This is a genomic window from Actinomadura sp. 6K520 (genome assembly GCF_004349245.1).
In the GTDB taxonomy this organism is placed as follows: domain Bacteria; phylum Actinomycetota; class Actinomycetes; order Streptosporangiales; family Streptosporangiaceae; genus Spirillospora.
Genome location: NZ_SMLC01000092.1, coordinates 1 through 15,534, shown reverse-complemented (window position 1 = coordinate 15,534; position 15,534 = coordinate 1). Strand labels below are relative to the sequence as shown.

At 69.0% G+C, this 15,534-nt stretch carries 15 protein-coding genes; 7 read left to right on the top strand and 8 right to left on the bottom strand.

Features of this window, described 5'->3' with window-relative positions:
• Nucleotides 1-89 precede the first annotated feature (89 nt).
• The 3 genes from E1289_RS22930 to E1289_RS22920 are packed head-to-tail and all read left to right on the top strand — an operon-like array spanning nucleotide 90 to nucleotide 3,806.
• Nucleotides 90-1,724, top strand: a complete 1,635-nt coding sequence (locus tag E1289_RS22930) for an iron ABC transporter permease (protein WP_207929096.1) — start codon at nucleotides 90-92, stop codon at nucleotides 1,722-1,724.
• Entirely contained in the window at nucleotides 1,717-2,802 is a 1,086-nt protein-coding gene (locus E1289_RS22925) for an ABC transporter ATP-binding protein (RefSeq protein WP_131983449.1), read from the top strand. The genes E1289_RS22930 and E1289_RS22925 overlap by 8 nt, the downstream gene beginning before the upstream one ends.
• Nucleotides 2,799-3,806: an alpha/beta hydrolase gene (locus tag E1289_RS22920; protein WP_131983447.1), complete on the top strand. Its 1,008-nt coding sequence runs from the start codon at nucleotides 2,799-2,801 to the stop codon at nucleotides 3,804-3,806. The genes E1289_RS22925 and E1289_RS22920 overlap by 4 nt, the downstream gene beginning before the upstream one ends.
• A 300-nt stretch (nucleotides 3,807-4,106) precedes the next feature.
• Here E1289_RS22920 and E1289_RS22915 read toward each other — a convergent pair whose 3' ends face one another.
• The 7 genes from E1289_RS22915 to E1289_RS22880 form a co-directional block, all read right to left on the bottom strand.
• Nucleotides 4,107-4,787, bottom strand: a complete 681-nt coding sequence (locus E1289_RS22915; protein WP_131983445.1) for a class F sortase — start codon at nucleotides 4,785-4,787, stop codon at nucleotides 4,107-4,109.
• A 207-nt stretch (nucleotides 4,788-4,994) separates the two neighbouring features.
• The gene (locus E1289_RS22910) at nucleotides 4,995-5,456 is read right to left on the bottom strand and encodes a hypothetical protein (RefSeq protein ID WP_131983443.1); all 462 of its coding nucleotides are present in this window, start codon (nucleotides 5,454-5,456) and stop codon (nucleotides 4,995-4,997) included.
• A gap of 116 nt (nucleotides 5,457-5,572) precedes the next feature.
• Nucleotides 5,573-5,809: a hypothetical protein gene (locus E1289_RS39740; RefSeq protein ID WP_131983441.1), complete on the bottom strand. Its 237-nt coding sequence runs from the start codon at nucleotides 5,807-5,809 to the stop codon at nucleotides 5,573-5,575.
• A gap of 538 nt (nucleotides 5,810-6,347) precedes the next feature.
• Nucleotides 6,348-6,950: a TetR family transcriptional regulator gene (locus E1289_RS22895; RefSeq protein WP_131983439.1), complete on the bottom strand. Its 603-nt coding sequence runs from the start codon at nucleotides 6,948-6,950 to the stop codon at nucleotides 6,348-6,350.
• A 4-nt stretch (nucleotides 6,951-6,954) separates the two neighbouring features.
• Entirely contained in the window at nucleotides 6,955-8,085 is a 1,131-nt protein-coding gene (locus E1289_RS22890) for a hypothetical protein (protein WP_131983437.1), read from the bottom strand.
• A gap of 15 nt (nucleotides 8,086-8,100) precedes the next feature.
• Nucleotides 8,101-9,624, bottom strand: a complete 1,524-nt coding sequence (locus tag E1289_RS22885; protein WP_207929095.1) for a hypothetical protein — start codon at nucleotides 9,622-9,624, stop codon at nucleotides 8,101-8,103.
• A gap of 20 nt (nucleotides 9,625-9,644) precedes the next feature.
• Entirely contained in the window at nucleotides 9,645-11,219 is a 1,575-nt protein-coding gene (locus E1289_RS22880) for an MFS transporter (RefSeq protein ID WP_131983435.1), read from the bottom strand.
• A 69-nt stretch (nucleotides 11,220-11,288) separates the two neighbouring features.
• On the opposite strand from E1289_RS22880, the gene E1289_RS22875 reads away from it, so the two are divergent.
• The 3 genes from E1289_RS22875 (at nucleotide 11,289) to E1289_RS22865 (ending at nucleotide 13,159) form a co-directional block, all read left to right on the top strand.
• Nucleotides 11,289-11,714: a MarR family transcriptional regulator gene (locus E1289_RS22875; RefSeq protein WP_165970579.1), complete on the top strand. Its 426-nt coding sequence runs from the start codon at nucleotides 11,289-11,291 to the stop codon at nucleotides 11,712-11,714.
• A gap of 210 nt (nucleotides 11,715-11,924) precedes the next feature.
• Entirely contained in the window at nucleotides 11,925-12,572 is a 648-nt protein-coding gene (locus tag E1289_RS22870) for a dihydrofolate reductase family protein (RefSeq protein WP_131983431.1), read from the top strand.
• Nucleotides 12,573-12,604: 32 nt separating this feature from the next.
• Nucleotides 12,605-13,159, top strand: coding sequence for a hypothetical protein (locus tag E1289_RS22865; RefSeq protein ID WP_131983429.1), 555 nt, complete (start codon nucleotides 12,605-12,607; stop codon nucleotides 13,157-13,159).
• A 509-nt stretch (nucleotides 13,160-13,668) separates the two neighbouring features.
• Here E1289_RS22865 and E1289_RS22850 read toward each other — a convergent pair.
• Complete coding sequence (locus tag E1289_RS22850; protein WP_131983427.1) at nucleotides 13,669-14,373, bottom strand: helix-turn-helix transcriptional regulator; 705 nt, start codon at nucleotides 14,371-14,373, stop codon at nucleotides 13,669-13,671.
• A 313-nt stretch (nucleotides 14,374-14,686) separates the two neighbouring features.
• Between E1289_RS22850 and E1289_RS22845 the strand changes: the two genes are divergently transcribed.
• Nucleotides 14,687-15,166 carry a PLAT/LH2 domain-containing protein gene (locus tag E1289_RS22845; RefSeq protein WP_131983425.1) on the top strand — a complete coding sequence of 160 codons (480 nt, stop codon included), beginning with the start codon at nucleotides 14,687-14,689 and terminating at the stop codon, nucleotides 15,164-15,166.
• The last annotated feature ends 368 nt before the right edge of the window (nucleotides 15,167-15,534 follow it).

Genomic DNA, 15,534 nt, shown 5'->3' with positions numbered 1-15,534 from the left:
CCAGCGGCCCCCCATCCCGTCGGGCAGGTCTGTTTCGCGGACGACGCCCGTCCACGAACTTCGGGCACTACACCGTCTGGGCACTCGCCGTGCTCGTGCTCATCGGCCCGGTCCTCGCCGTCGCCGCGGCCTCGCTCTGGTCGACGCCGCTCTACGAGCCGGGCGGTCACCTCACGCTGGACAACTTCCGTGAGCTGCTGACCGACGGGGCGTGGTGGCGTGCGGTCGCCAACAGCGCCCTTTTCGCGACCATGTCCACCGTCTCCTCGGTCATCGTCGGCGTTGCCGCGGCGGTGCTGCTCACCCGGACCAACCTCCCTTTCCGGAGACTGTTCACGGGCGTCTTCGTGCTGCCTGTGCTGCTCCCCGGACTGGTGCTGATCGTCGGTTGGATGGCGACGTGGGCACCCTCGGGCTACGTGAGTTCGTGGCTGAAGCTCAACACGTTCCTGTCCTTCCCGATCGACCTGTACAGCCTGAACGGGATGGCGCTGGTGGCGACCAGCGTGGCGGCACCGACCGTGTTCCTTCTCTGCCGCACCACCGTCCTGTCCATCGACTCCTCTCTCGAGGACGCGGCCCGCAGCGCGGGCGCCGGTCCCGTCCGCGCACTCCTCTCGGTGACCATGCCGCTGCTGCGCCCCGCGGTGACCAACTCCGCCCTGCTGGTCTTCGCGGTCGTCTTCGAGGTGCTGGGCCTGCCGCTGATCCTCGGGTTCTCCAAGGACATCACCCTTGTTTCGACCTACCTCTACGACCACTGGGTGAACGGCACGCCCGACGAGCAGGGACTCGTTTCCGCCGGCGGACTGTTCCTGCTCGCCGTCGTCTCGGCTCTGCTGGTCGTCCGCAACCGTGTGGTCGGCGACACCGGCCGCTACGCGACGGTCATGGGGAAGTCGAGCGCGAAGCGGCCGGTGGACCTGGGGCCGTGGCGGTGGCCGCTGGCGGCCCTGGTCGCGTTCGTCCTTCTCGTCCTGGTGGCGGTGCCGCTCTTCGGGGTCGTCATGTCGTCGGTCACCACCATCTTCTCGCCGCTCATCTCGCCGTGGTCGGTGCTGACCACCGACAACTTCACCGCCGTCTTCGACAATCCGGTGTGGACGAACTCGGTGGTCAACAGCCTGCTGATCGCCACCGTCGGGGGCCTCGCCGCCACCGTCGCCATCGCCCTGCTCTCGGTGGTCGCCCACCGCTCGGAGTTCCGACTGCGCGGATCCCTCCAGCAGGCGATGCTCTGGCCGCGGATGATGCCGGGACTGGTCTGCGGCATGGCGTTCTTCTGGGCGTTCGTGCTGCTCGACCCGACCGACACGATGCGCAGCAGCCTGTGGGGTCTCGGGCTCGCGTTCGCGGTCCGCAACCTGGCGATCGGGTACAGCGCCTTCTACCCCGCGCTCGCCTCCATCGGACGTGACCTGGACCTCGCAGCCCGGACGTCGGGTGCCGGCTGGTGGCGCTCGATGGTCAGCATCTCGCTGCGGCTGAGCATCCCGGCGATGGCGACCTGCTTCATCCTGCTCTTCGTCTCGATGCTCAACGACGCCGATCCCGCGGTCTTTCTGGTCACCGACGAAACCCCGGTCATGGGGCTGACCATGCTCCAGCTCGCCGCGACCAGCACCGGCGGCGCCGTCGCGGCCTTCGGAGTGATCCAGATGCTCCTCACCGTCGCGGTGCTCGCCATCGGCCGTCTCTCCCTGGGGAAGCGAATCCATGTCTGACCTGACCCTCACCGGCCTCGCCAAGAGCTTCGGCGACAACACCGTCCTCCACGACCTCGACCTCCACGTCAACAACGGCGAACTCTTCACCCTGCTCGGCCCCAGCGGATGCGGGAAGTCCACGACCCTGTGGTCGATCGCGGGCCTGCACTCACCCGACGGCGGCCGCATCGCCTTCGGCGACCGAGTCGTGTTCGACGCAGGCGGCCGGATCGACGTACCGCCGGAGAAGCGCAACTGCGGCGTCGTCTTCCAGTCCTACGCCGTGTGGCCGCACCTGACCGTCCACGACAACGTGGGCTACCCGCTCAAACTGCGCAAGGTCTCCCGGCGCGAGCGCACCCGGCGTGTGCAGGAGGTGCTGGAACTGGTCGAGTTGAGCGGTCTGGAGGATCGCTACCCGCACGAGCTCAGCGGCGGACAGCAGCAACGCGTCGCCCTCGCCCGCGCCCTGGCGCACCCACCGGACCTGCTGCTCCTCGACGAGCCGTTCTCGAACCTCGACGCCAAGCTGCGCGAACGCGCCCGCGACTGGCTGAAGATCCTCCAGCGGCGGATCAGCGTCACGACCGTCTTCGTCACCCACGACCAGGACGAGGCGCTGTCGATGAGCGACCGCATCATGGTGATGGACCACGGTCGGGTTCGGCAGGTCGGAACCCCGGAGGAGATCTACCACGAGCCGGCCGACGAGTTCGTCGCCGACTTCATCGGCACCGTCAACGTGCTCGGCGGCCACGTCGCACCGGGCACCGACCGCTCGCAGGTGTGGGTCGAGGGCCTCGGCCGGCCCCTCGCGGTGTCGCCGCCGGCACCGCTGGAAGGCGACGCGCGGCTCGCCATCCGCCCCGAGCGGATCATCGTCCACCCGGCTGGAGCACCCGCCACGACGGCCAACCTGGTCACCGTCAAAGTGCGCTCGCAGGCGTTCCTCGGCGACCACTACCGGTACGTGGTCGCGCTCGGTGACCACGAGCTGATCGTGCGCAGCATGACCCGGATCGACCACGGCACCGAGCTCACCGTCGAGCTGCCGCCCGAGGCGATCCGTGCCTACGTCACAGACGGGCGCCGATGACCGGCCCGGCGCCACCGGACCCGATCGAGGAGATCCGAGCGCGGATCGACCCCGAGATCCGGACTCGCCTCGACCGGTTCTTGGAGACCGTAGGTCCGCACGGACTCGCTGGAATCGAGGACATCCCGCAGCGACGACGCCGTCAGGCGGAACTCGTCGCCGCCATCGGCCGCGGCCCGCTGCCCCGGGACGTGGAGATCCGCGACCACGCCCTCGCGTCGACGCGGGACGCGCCGTTGGTCCTGCGGTCCTACCGGCCGATCGGACTGGCCGATCCGGCTCCGTGCGCCTACTACCTCCACGGCGGCGGCCTGGTGGCCGGCAGTGTGGCCGGAGACGACGGCAAGGCCGCCGCGCTCGCGCGGGACGTCGGGTGCACGGTGCTGGCGGTCGAGTACCGGCTGGCGCCCGAGCACCGCTACCCGGCCGCGCTCGACGACAGCGTGCGCGGGCTGCACTGGCTGATCGACAGGCACCAGGACCTCAACGTCGACCGGGAGCGGATCGCCGTCTTCGGGTCGAGCGCCGGCGGTGGGCTCGCGGTGGCGACGGCGCTCCATCTGCGCGACCACGGCGGTCCCCCGGTCGCCTACCTGATGCTCGTCAGCCCGATGCTCGACGACCGCTCCTCCAGCCCCTCGACCAGGACCAACACCGGCTTCGGAGCGTGGAGCCGTGAGGCGAACCTCCAGGCGTGGCGGGCCTACCTCGGCACCCACCAGGGCGGCGAGCGGCTGTCACCGTATGCCGCACCCGCGCGGGCGAGGGACGTGACCGGCCTGCCTCCGACGTTCATCGACACCGGCGAGCTCGACCTGCTCCGCGACGAGGCCCTCGACCTCGCCCGCCGGCTCATGTGGGCCGGCGTCCCGGTCGAACTGCACGTGCACCCCGGCGCCATCCACGGCGGCGAGAGCCTCGCGCCCGCCGCCGCCGTGAGCAGGCGCGCCCGCGCCCTCCGCATCGACGCCCTGACCCGCACCTTCCGGGAAAGGACCGCATGACCACCGACAACCTCGCCACGCTGCTCGGGGCCCTCGCCGCGAAGTACCCCGAGCGCGACACCGTCGTCGTGCCCGGCTCGGACGAGTAGACCACCCCGTCTGGACTACGCCACGCTCAACGCGTCGCTCACCTGGACATCCGAAGTCGGCAACGTCTGGGCGGAGTACTCAACGATTACGAATATGCCGCTTAACCTGCGCGGACGTAGTTTTCGGCAAGTGCAGGGTTCTCAGGCGGTCGCCGTGGAGTAGGTGCGACCAACGTCCACCGCCTCGCCTTGGTGGGGTGGGGAGGGCCCGTCAGTCGGGCGGCTTGCCCCCGTTCTCGGCGTTCTGGGAGCTGGGGATCAGGGAGGCGTAGACGATGATGTTGTCGTCGTAGTGGCCCCGCTCGCGGTCGAAGTTGCCGCCGCAGGTGACGAGACGCAGTTCCGGCCCGCCTTCGTCTCCGTAGACGCTCTCGGTCGGGAACCTGTCCTTGGAGACGCGCTTGACGCCGTCGACGCGGAAGACCGCTGCCGTGCCGTCCTTGCGGACGACCTCGATCCGGCGTCCCTGGCGCAGCGCGCCCAAACTGTAGAAGACACCCGGCTCCTTCTTGGAGTCGACATGGCCGACCAGGACGCTGCGACCGTTCTCGCCCGGCGTCGGCCCGGCCCTGTACCAGCCGACCTCTTCGACGCGGCTCAGCGGTGGTACCCCAAGCGCCCCGTCGGGCTGGACGGCGACCGGGACGACCGGTGCGTCGACCTTGATGGACGGAATCCTGATCTGTTTCGGGACGGCTGCGGGAAGTGCCTGCTCCGGGTTCGGGGCCGGGGCCTTGGGCATGTCCGCGACCGACGCGGGCGGTTGCGGTGGTGCGTCCGGGCCGGTCGGCCGGAACCCGACGACGCACAGGGCGATGCCCGTCGAAGTGATCACAGCGGCCAGCCAGTACCGCAGATGGACCGATCGGCTGCTTGGCTTTGCCTCGCTCATGGGCTCAGCCGAGACCTTTTGTGCTGCTGCGGACCCGCCGCCCAGCGCGACGCGGTGTCAGTCGGCTCGCGGCCCCCGCCACCGCGAGCACCGTGCCGGTGCACGTTCTCAACTTCATTACTCATCCGATCCGGGAGGCAGGGAGGAGACGGCGGCCGGTTGCCACCTTGGGTGGCCGGCCGACCGCCGAACGGTCCGCTCCGCACCTCAGGCGACGTTCCTCGCCTGGCGGCGCCGGGCGGAGATCGCGATACCCGCACCAAGGACGAGCGCGCCGATGCCGGCACCGGCCAGCGTCGGGTTCGCCGCCACGGAGGTGCCGCCGCCACCGGCGGAGACGCCGCCGACCGGCTTGATCAGCTTCAGGTATCTCGCGAAGACCCAGCCATGGCGCTGCTCCACCGGCACGCCCCCGCGCAGCTCCACCCAGCCGCCGTGGCTCGTCTTGCAGTCCGCGTTGACGTGCGAGCCGAACTTCAGCGCCGGCGGGATCACCTTGCCTTGCGGCGTCTGGCGAACCCTGAGCCCGTGCCGCGCGGTGACCTCGTAACGGCAGACGCTGCCGGCAGTGGGCTTCTCCGGCGATGCGGTGGTAGTCGCCGCCAGGGCGGTGGCGCCGCCGCTCAGCATGGTCAGGCCGCTCGCCGCCCCGGCCACCGCGACCGCCATACCGGTACGCGCACTACTCCTCATTCTTTCTCCTTCGAACAAGTGATCTCGGCGTTTGCCGGAGGTGTCCGGCATCGTCTTTCTTGATCACGCTGCCCGGAGGGATGCGACACATGTCACTCTGGTCGCAAATACTGAGAATAGTGATCGCTAGGCATGGTGAAAGCACCACCCACGCGGATCTCGAATCGGTGAAATCGATCACGTAGGGCAACGGCGACATTTCTGGCGGTCCAGCCGCACTTGGGGATTTCGGTCTGATCGAAGCCGGGACGTGTGACGACCACCGGCAGCGCGTCCCACTTGTACTGGGCGGCCACCGACCGGATGGCGCGCCGGCTGACCGGCACCACTCGATGGCGCGACTCCTCCCCGCACCCTGTGGGGCTTCAATATCCAGATTCTGGCTTTGAGTCGCGTTTTTGCGTTGTCGTGGATGCGTTGATCGTTGTGCGGCGTTGCGGTATTCGTTGATCGCACCGCCGAGGATTCGTGTCCGGCGAACGGTGGTGTTGACCTTGATGGGATCGGTTCGGGAGCAAGCGGTCGTTGTCCCAGGGAACGATGTGGATGGGGGCCGTTGAAATGTTCGGCATATATCTTCAGTACGGCTTCCAGATGGTTCCGAGAGAAGACCAGCAGCTGGTCGGTACACGCGCGGCGGACGCTGCCGACCCACCGTTCGGCATAGGCATCTGCTCGTGGGGTCTGCGGTGGTGTCCGCAGTACGGCGATGCCGGCTGCAGGGTGGCGGGCGTCACCATGAAGGTGTTCCAGCGGGCCCGGGGTAGCATCCGCGACAAAACGGTCGCACGCTGCTGCCCAGATCGGAAATGGACGCTGTCGTGATCGAGTCGCGGTGATTGATCGGTGCGTCTTCGCAGGCGGCGGCTAACGTGCCGTGTTGAACGCGGGGGCCAGCCAGCGGTCGAGGAGGGCGCGGAGCCGGGCTTCGTCCTGCGTCGGCCGACTCGGGTGCTGCAACAGCGATGTCAGGAGTCGCATGATGATCTCGGCGAGACCGTTGAGGTCGTCTTCGCCGATGCCGGCGGCCGCCCAATCGACGGGGAAGCGCTGCAGCATCTTGGCGCCGTAGGCGATGGTGTCCGCGGTGGTGGCGCCGCGACCGAAGGCGTTTGAGTCCCCGAGTTGCAGCAGCAGGCTCAGCCGTGGCTCGGTCGGGATGGTCCGCACGCAGAAGACCATGCCCTCGACCACGGCCTCGGCCGGATCGCTGATCCCCTGGAGATGGGCGATCAGCCGATCGACGAACGACTCCGCGCCCTGGGCCGCGACCTCACCGATGATGTCGCTGATCCGGTCGAAGTGTCGGTAGACGGTCTGGCGGGTGACACCGAGCTCGTTCGCAACGTCGGACAGGGTCGTCTTGGTGACGCCGTGCCTGTCGACGCAGCGGGCGGTCGCGTCGACGATGCGCTGCCGGGCCTCGGCATCCGATGCGGGAGGCCGGCCTCCCCAGCCGTGGCGCGCCATGACCCTAGGATCGCACAGGCGCCGCGACTGATCGTGACCTGGTCGCACGGAGCGCGACCAGAATGAATCCGGTCGCGGCGACGGTGCACAACGCGGCGTACCACAGGCTGCCGGTCGGCGTTCCCTGCTCGGTGACGCCGTTGGTCGCCGCAAAATACGCCGGCAATGCGATCAGCCACAGGACGACGTGGACGCCCAGGTACAGCGCCGGATAGGTCCGCGCGAACAGCGGCGATGCCACCGGGGTCACCGTGTCGGCGCGCACCGCGCGCCAGGCGTCCACCAGCAGGATGAGGCCGACGATCCAGACCACGGCGAGTTCGGCGCCGAGGATGGCCCGCTGGATCCCGAGCCGGTCCTCACCGCGGAAGGCCCCGCTGGGCGCGCTCACGATGATCATCGCGAGCGGGGTCAGGGCGCCGGCGACGACGGTACGCCAGCCGATCCGCCGCCCGGTGAGCGTGCCGCGGCCGTCCTTCTCCCCGACCAGGCGGACGACGAGGTAGGTCATGGCCCCGAACGAGACCGAGGCGAACAGGAGCATGCTGTTCATCGGCACCGAGGCGAGCGCCGGCTGGTTGATCGCCTCGTTGTCGGTGTTCCAGGCCCACCACTTCAGCTGGGGCCCCAGGTGGTCGAAGATCTCGTAGAAGACCTGGCAGGCGAACGCGACCGCCATCGAGCCGAGCAGCGGGCCGCGCCGCGCGAAGACGCCCAGGGCCCGGACCAGCTCGTAGGCGAGCTGCGACAGTGCGGGGTAGAAGGCCACGATGTAGAGCGGCAGCCGGTCGTACATGAACTGCACGGTGAACACGTTGTGGGAGAAGATGAACCCGACGTGCTCCTCCAGGCCGAACCAGCCGGGGAAGTAGAGCGGCGGCTCGATCACGGCCAGGTACACGACCGAGGCGAACCACAGCGAGATGTTGACCGGATCGCCGTCGCGCCGCCACCGCCGCCACGCGTGGACGAGCGCGAACACGGCGCCGCCGATGATGAGCAGCTCAAGGACCGGCATGGTGTCGTTCTCGAGGCCGAACGGGTTGCGGAAGTCGATCACGGGATCGGCGTCGTGGCAGGAAAAGCCGAGTCTCTCGGCGACACGCGCGGCCGCCGCGTCACAGGTGTAGTCCATTCCTCGCCTCCGGGGTCAGGCGCCGACGCGGTCGTCACCGCGGCGGGCTCCACTGGACGACGCACGCCCCGGTCCGCGGTAGCCGGTGAAGTCGGTCCCCGGCGGGTCGCGCCGGGCGTCGAACCCGCCGGGCACCACCGTGCGGCCGAGCCGCTGGCGCACCTTGTAGCGCGCGAGGCCGAACCAGAACCTCGGGTCGGTGAGCATCTCCTTGAGCGACCTGTCGAGGTTGAACACCTGGGCGAAGGTCTCCTCGACGTAGGCGTCCTCGCGGCTGGTGGCGTTGATGGCGTTGAAGATCGGCCAGCTGAAGCGCGCGGCCAGCCTGCGCCGCCAGGGGGCGGCGACCTCGCTCCCGGTCGCGAAGTCGTAGGCCTGGTCACGCGCCATCGCGAGCATCCAGGGCACGTCGAGGGACTTCTTCTGCCGGTCGAGGAACTCGCGGAAGAAGGCCGGATCCAGCGCGTCGCGGCCGCGCAGCATCTCACCGAGGATGAGCGCGGAGCGGGCCGCCGAACTCATCCCCTGGGCGTAGAACGGGTTGAAGGCGCAGATCGAGTCACCGACGCAGACCAGCCCGATCGGGGGCACGTCGACCAGGTCGAAGCGGCGCCACTTGTTGCCGGTCGAACGAGTCAGATGCACGTCGGAGGTCGGTGTGCACGCACGCGCCGCCTCGCCGAAGGCCGCGGCCCTCACCCGGGTCAGCGCGGCCTCGAATGCGTCGGTCTTGCGCGGCATCTGGATGCCCCACGACCCCATGCACACGATGGCGCGGTCACCCTCGATCGGGAAGAAGTTGCTGAGGAATTCGTGCTCCTCGGGGTGGTCGCCGGTGTCCTGGGTCGGAGTGATGACCAGGTGCTTCCACCACCACGATTCCGGGCGCCGGCCGGCCGGAGGCAGGTCGTACCACCGCGAGATGTAGGTGACCTTGGCGTCGAGGGTCTTTTCCGGTGGCGCGGACCAGCCGGCCGCGCCGAGCCAGTCGATGACCGAGGAGCCGCGCCCCAGCGCGTCGACGACCAGGTCGGCGGCCAGGTAGCCCTCCTCGCCGTGGGCGGTGCGGTATTCGACTCCCTCGACGCGCCCGTGCGTGGTGCCGCCCCCGGTGGACCGCAGCCCGGTGACGGTCACGCCCTCCCGGATCTCGATGGCCGGCAGATCACGAACCTTGTCACGCAGGACCCGTTCGATGAGCACCCGGGAGCTGTACACCATCGTCATCGATCCGGACTTGCGCGGGGCCCAGCCGTCGTTCTCGCAGTAGGCCGCGTCCATCGACGGCATCAGATGCATCCCGCCGCCGGCGATCAGCGCCTCCTCGAACCCGGGGAAGATCTCGCCGATCGCGCGGCGGCCGGAATTGAGGAGGAAATGCGGATGCTTGCTCTGCGGCACCCCCCGGCGGTGCTCCGCGCCCGGCGGAAGCTCATCCCGCTCCAGGACGACCACCTCGTCGAAGTGCTTCGCGAGCACTCCGGCAGAGCACAGGCCCGCCACGCTGCCGCCGAGTACCACGGCCGTCCCGCTCCGCATCCGTACCCGCCACCCTTCATTCATACATGCGATGGATGAATGTATGACTTGGAGGCTGGCGAGTCAACCCCTGCCCCGCCTCCAGGAACGCCTCGCAGACGCCCTGAGTCCTGTCGTTGCCCGGTGTTGGTTCTGGTGAGCGGGGCGGTGTCGGCACTGACGGCTGTTTCGGTTCCGAGGTGGGCGTTGGCCAGAGCCAGGACGGCGACTGCTCCGACGGCGAGGAGGGCGGCGGCGCTGGCGGCGGCGACGGTGTAGCCGTGGACGGTGCCGGCGGCGAGTGTGGTTGCGGGGCGGGCGGCGAGAACGGCGGCGGTGCTGATGGCGGCGATCGTGTTGAGGACGGCCACCCCGGCCGACGCGCCGAGTTGTTCGGAGACGTTGAACACGGCACTGGCGATGCCGGTCTCGTGGCCGGGGACGCCCAGGGTGCCGAGGTTGGCGGCGACCGGAGACAGCGCGCCCACCCCGGCGCCGATGAGCAGCAGCGCGGGCAGGACCCCGGCGGTGTAGGCGGTGGCGACATCGAGGCGGGTCAGCCATGCCAGGCCCGCGGCGGCCAGCAGTAGCCCGACCGCCAGCAGTGCACCCGTCCGGACCCGGGTCATCACATGCCCGACCGCGGTGGAGGCCAGCAGGGTGGCCGCGGCGAACGGCAGGAAGGCCGCTCCGGTGCGCTGTGCGGTGTACCCGACGATGGTCTGCAGGTAGTACGAGACCAGCAGGAACATCCCGGACATGCCGATCATGACCAGTACAAAGGCCAGGTAGGCGCCGCCGCGGTTGCGGTCGGTCACGATCCGCGGTGGCAGCAGTGGATGCCGGACGCGGGCCTGGACGGCGGCGAAGGCGGCCAGCAGGACGATGCCGGCGGCGAGCGCGCTGAGCGTGACCGGCGCCGCCCAGCCATCGGCGATGGCCGTGCTGGACCCGTAGATCAGTCCCACCAGGCCCGCGGTGGCCAGGACGGCACCGGCCATGTCCACCCGCGCACGGTGCCTCGGGCTCGCAGGCAGCACGAGGACGGCCCCCAGCCCGGCCAGCAGGGCCAGCGGGGTGTTGACGTAGAGCGTCCAATGCCAGCTCAGGTGCTCGGTGAGCACTCCGCCCAAGACCAGCCCGACACCGGCCCCGCCGCCCATCACGACGCCGAACACCGCGAACGCCCGGCCGCGCTCGCGCGGGTCGGGGAACAGCGCGGCCATCATCGACATCGCCGCGGGGGCGAGCAGGGCGGCGAACACACCTTGGCCGGCACGGGCGGCCAGCAGCATCGCGAGGTTGCCCGCCGCGCCGCCCACGGCGGACGCGGCGGCGAACCCGGCGAGCGCGACGAGGAAGGCCTTCTTGGCGCCCAGGTTGTCGGCGACCTTGCCGCCGGCCAGCAGCAGCCCGGCGAAGGACAGGGTGTAGGCGGTGATCACCCAGGAGCGGCCGGACTCGGAAACGTCGAGGTCCCGTCCGATCGACGGCAGCGCGACGTTCACGATCGTGACGTCGAAGACCACCATCAGTTGCCCGAGCGCGATGACGGCCAGGGCCCACCATCGGCGGCGGTGACCGGTCGTGGGTGGTGTGCGTGTGGACGTGTGCATCGGCGAGTCCCCTTTGTTATCAGCTTGGCTGATATCAGATGTATCAGCCAAGCTGATAACATGTCAACCATGAGCCGTCCGCTTCCGCCGTTCATGCAGCTCCAGCACCTGGTCCGCGTCGAACTACGGGACGCCCTGACCGATCTGGACCTCACGCCGGTGCAGAGCACGGTGCTGCACCTCATCGCCGCCACACCCGGCATCTCGTCGGCCGAGCTGGCGCGGCACACGCACGTCACCCCGCAGACGATGCACAAGATCGTCACCGAGCTCGGCCGCCGCGACCTGCTCGAACTACGCCCCCGCCCCGGACACGGCCGCATCCTCGGCGCCACGTTGACCGAGGCGGGACGCGAACTCCTCGAAGAGGCCGACGTCGTCGCCGAGGCCATCGAGGACCGCATGGTCGCCGACCTCGACGACCGTCAGCGCAGGCAACTCGCCGACCTTCTCCAGCGCTGCGTCACAGCGATCGGCGGACCAGCCGGCGACTAGGGACCGGTCAGGGGCGGAATGAAGCCGATCTGAAGCCGCCTGGTGGTTCGATCGGGTCAGTTGACGCATGTGCTGCATGACGCATGGTCAATGGCGACATCGCGGTATCGCGGTGAAGTTCGACGTGCCGTGTCGAGACGGCCCGGTCGGCTCCGACCTTCTGGTGACCGGCGCCGGAGGGCGGCGCCGACGGATCCAAGGAGTGCTCTAATGTCCGATGTTCGTGTTCAGAACTTCACGATCTCGCTGGACGGTTTCGGTACCGGCGCGGGTCAGGCCGCCGACGCCCCGTTCGGACACGCCGGTGAACGCCTGCACGAGTGGATGTACGCCACCCGCTTCTGGCACGAGATGGGCGGCGCCCGGGGCGGCAGTCTCGGTGCCGACCACGCCTTCGCCGCCATGCACAGCGCCGGCATAGGCGCCGAGATCATGGGCGCCGGCAAGTTCGGCCCGCCCGGCTGGCAGGACGACCCCGGCTACAAGGGCGCCTGGGGACCCAACCCGCCCTTCCACACCCCGGTCTTCGTCCTCACCCACCGGCCCCGGCCACCGATCGAGATGCAGGGCGGCACCACCTTCCACTTCCTGGACGCCTCACCCGCCGAAGCGCTCAAGACCGCCCGCCAGGCCGCCGGCGGCCAGGACATACGGCTGGGCGGCGGACCCTCGGTGGTACGCGACTTCCTCACCGAGGGCCTGGTCGACCACATGCACGTGGTCCAGGTCCCGCTCCTGCTCGGCCGCGGCGTCCGGCTCTGGGACGGCCTGGAATCACTGGAAGAGGCCTACGACATCGAAGCCGTCTCCACCCCCTCCGGCGTCACCCACCTGACCTTCACCGCCAAACGCCGATGACCGCGAAGGCAATCGAGTTGTAGGAGCAGACCATGGAAACCTTCATCGAAGACGTGACGTCCCTGGTCAGCACCATCGACGACGAGCACGAGATCACCCAGCGGATCGCCGAGCGGTTGTCTGAGCTGCTGGCCGGCGACTACCGGCTCCCGCCGGAACTCACCAGGCCGTCGAACGAACACCATGTCAACTACCCGATCTACATCGCTCCCGACGACAGCTGGTCACTGGCGTGCGTCGTCTGGGATGTGGGTCAGCACACACCCGTCCACGGACACGAAACATGGGGCGTCGCCGGAATTTACGCCGGGGCCGAACGCGAGACCCGCTATCTCAAGCCCGTGGCATCCGAGCCCAGGAAGGCCCTGACGCCGGCCGGTGAGCACGTGTGGGAACGCGGGCAGGTCACCGTATGCTGCACGACCGACGACGACGTCCACGCCGTCGCGGCCGTCGGCGACGAGCCCACCGTCGGGATCCACATCTACGGAGGCAACATCGGCACCCTCAACCGGCCGTTGTACGACCCGGCCACCGGAGAAGTCCAATGGTTCGTCTCCGGCTGGGACAGCCCACCAGGCCAATGAGTGACCGGCCGTTCCGGTCGGCGGGAGCGGCGGACGCGCGATGCCTGCCACGCCGCGGCCCCAGCTCGGATTCTCCCGCACCAGGCGCAGTACCAGCAGGCGGATGAAGCGAACGGTGGGCGGTCGGCCCGGCTACCGGCGGGTGCACGGTGAACTGTTGGTGCTCGGCGTCAAGGCGGCCGCCTCCACCGTCTGGCAGATCCTCAAGGACGCCGGCATCGACCCGGCGCCCGAGCGTTCCGCCACCGCCTGGCCCGGGTTCCTGCGCTCGCAGGCCGGGGCGCTGCTGACGTGCGACTTCCCAGAGACCGTGACCCCTCACCGGCGCCCGCTTGTACGTGCTGGCGGTCATCGAGCATTGCACCCGCCGAATCCGGGTTCTGGGCGCCACCGCCCACCCGACCGCAGCGTGGGTGACGCAGGTGGCCCGGAACCGGCAAGCGCAGCGTCGGGGCCGTTAGATGATGGCCAGCCAGGAGCTGGCCTGGCCTGCGGCAGGATGCCTACTCTTATGCGTTGCCGGTGTTCCCGAACGCCTGGGCGACGGCTGCGGTGCGGCTGGTCACGCCCAGCCGGGTGTAGGCGTTCTCCAGGTGCTTGCCGACCGTTCCCGGTGAGATCGACAGCTGCCGGGCGGTCTCGTCATTGGTCATGCCGAGTGCCACGCATCGGAGCACCTCCAGCTGCCTTTGGGTGAGTCGGAAGCGTGGGCTCCTGCGGCTCGCGGCGTGCTGGTAAAGCTGGTACAGGTGTGGCTGCAGGAGGGTCAGCATGTCACGTTCGGTCTCGGTGAACCCGCCGCCGGGCTCTCGCCCGATCTGGAACACCCGTGTGCGCCCCGGTGTGGTCGGCAGCGGCACGGCGATGATGTGCTCGACGCCGTGCGGCCGGAAGATCTCATCGTAGATCTGCCGCCTGCGGAGCTCTCGGGTGGAGATGAAATCACTGACCTGCACCACGTCGAGCCGGCCGGTCTTCTCGGCGTAGCGGCACGTGGGGGACTGGTGCCGCAGTTGCCAGTAGACGCAATCCCCCCTCGGGCCGCCAGGCAGGTCGTCGCTGTCGCGGTAGTTCAGCAGCCGGCGGGTGGGCAGGTCCAACTCCCAGAACGAGCAGAAGACGCCGGGGACGAGGCCGATCAGGCCACAGACCAGGGCCGCAGGAGGTACGGCATCAGTTCCGGTCGACCGTGCCTCCTCCAGGAAGCCGGTCATCCGACGCACCAAGCGACCAGGAACAGCCGTGTCCACAGCTCGACTCTAACGCCACCCACTCCCAGCCGGCCGTCCCCAGGGGCGACCGGTCGACCACGCCCACCGCGGGATACGCAGATTCCCGTATGGCCTTACCTACCGCGCCGCCCGATGCTCGGTACGTCTCAGTAAGCCACCTTCGAGAAGGAGGAAGCCCGTGTCCGCCGGTCCCAGCACCGTTGCATTTGCCCGGGCTGAGCGATCTCCCCCGCAGTTGTCATGCCCAGCGTCGTCGACGTATCTGCACCTGATCCGTGCCAGCGAGGAGAATTCCATGAGAGTCCGCACCGTTCTCACGGCCGTCTGTACGGCGGCCATGCTCACTGCGGGGTTAACCGCGGGCGTCGCCGGCGCCGCGTCCGCGTCCGCGTCGGCCGCACAGCTGGACGTCGCGCCACTGGCCTCCGTCAATTACGTGATCTCGATCACGACCGGCAATCTGTCCGGTGCCGGAACCAACAGCAAGGTCGAGGTTCGGATCAACGGCAGTCAGGGCAGCTCGCCCTTCCTGGAGCTCAATGATCCGGGCAGGGACGAGTTCGAGCGCGGCGACACCAACAACTTCGGTCGTGCTCTGGCCGATCTCGGCACGCTCCGGTCGGTCGACGTACGGTTCACGCGCCGAAGCGGCGACGAGCACTTCGAGTGGCATCTGGCCCTCATCAGGATCCACCGGGCCGGACATGAACTCGCCGACTTCCCCTATCACCAGTGGTTCCGGCAATCGCAGACCGTCAACATCCCGGTCGCCTGATGACGATGGCCTGTTGGTGCCGCGGGCTGTCGTCGGCGAGGCCCTCCAGGCTGTACAGCCCGGTCGGCCGCATTGGCCCCGGGCTCCTTACCGCGACTTCTCGCAGAGATGCTCGTCATGCCCCGGCATCGGACGAAACAGCCAGGTGACATGAGAGGGAGTTCAGACGACCTGTCACCTAGAAGACTGGTGAAGATCTTGGGGTTCTGGCCCCGCCGCGGACGCGGCGGGGCCAGTCTGTTGGTGCGCCCAGCATGGGCGATTGCTTGGGGGTGAAAGTCCCCTGGAGGAAGAGGTGGTGCTAACTCCGAGCCGGAGGCAAGGGCGTCGTTGTGAGGCGGGGTCTGGAGGAAGCCCGAGGCGAATCC

What these genes read in the sequence shown, in the direction of transcription:
- E1289_RS22845 (WP_131983425.1), top strand. Translation starts at nt 14,687, where the DNA reads ATGAGAGTCCGCACCGTTCTCACGGCCGTCTGTACGGCGGCCATGCTC.
- E1289_RS22895 (WP_131983439.1), bottom strand. Translation starts at nt 6,950, where the DNA reads ATGGCGCGCCACGGCTGGGGAGGCCGGCCTCCCGCATCGGATGCCGAG.
- E1289_RS22885 (WP_207929095.1), bottom strand. Translation starts at nt 9,624, where the DNA reads ATGCGGAGCGGGACGGCCGTGGTACTCGGCGGCAGCGTGGCGGGCCTG.
- E1289_RS22865 (WP_131983429.1), top strand. Translation starts at nt 12,605, where the DNA reads ATGGAAACCTTCATCGAAGACGTGACGTCCCTGGTCAGCACCATCGAC.
- E1289_RS22870 (WP_131983431.1), top strand. Translation starts at nt 11,925, where the DNA reads ATGTCCGATGTTCGTGTTCAGAACTTCACGATCTCGCTGGACGGTTTC.
- E1289_RS22920 (WP_131983447.1), top strand. Translation starts at nt 2,799, where the DNA reads ATGACCGGCCCGGCGCCACCGGACCCGATCGAGGAGATCCGAGCGCGG.
- E1289_RS22850 (WP_131983427.1), bottom strand. Translation starts at nt 14,373, where the DNA reads ATGACCGGCTTCCTGGAGGAGGCACGGTCGACCGGAACTGATGCCGTA.
- E1289_RS22875 (WP_165970579.1), top strand. Translation starts at nt 11,289, where the DNA reads ATGAGCCGTCCGCTTCCGCCGTTCATGCAGCTCCAGCACCTGGTCCGC.
- E1289_RS22915 (WP_131983445.1), bottom strand. Translation starts at nt 4,787, where the DNA reads ATGAGCGAGGCAAAGCCAAGCAGCCGATCGGTCCATCTGCGGTACTGG.
- E1289_RS22910 (WP_131983443.1), bottom strand. Translation starts at nt 5,456, where the DNA reads ATGGCGGTCGCGGTGGCCGGGGCGGCGAGCGGCCTGACCATGCTGAGC.
- E1289_RS22890 (WP_131983437.1), bottom strand. Translation starts at nt 8,085, where the DNA reads ATGGACTACACCTGTGACGCGGCGGCCGCGCGTGTCGCCGAGAGACTC.
- E1289_RS22925 (WP_131983449.1), top strand. Translation starts at nt 1,717, where the DNA reads ATGTCTGACCTGACCCTCACCGGCCTCGCCAAGAGCTTCGGCGACAAC.
- E1289_RS22880 (WP_131983435.1), bottom strand. Translation starts at nt 11,219, where the DNA reads ATGCACACGTCCACACGCACACCACCCACGACCGGTCACCGCCGCCGA.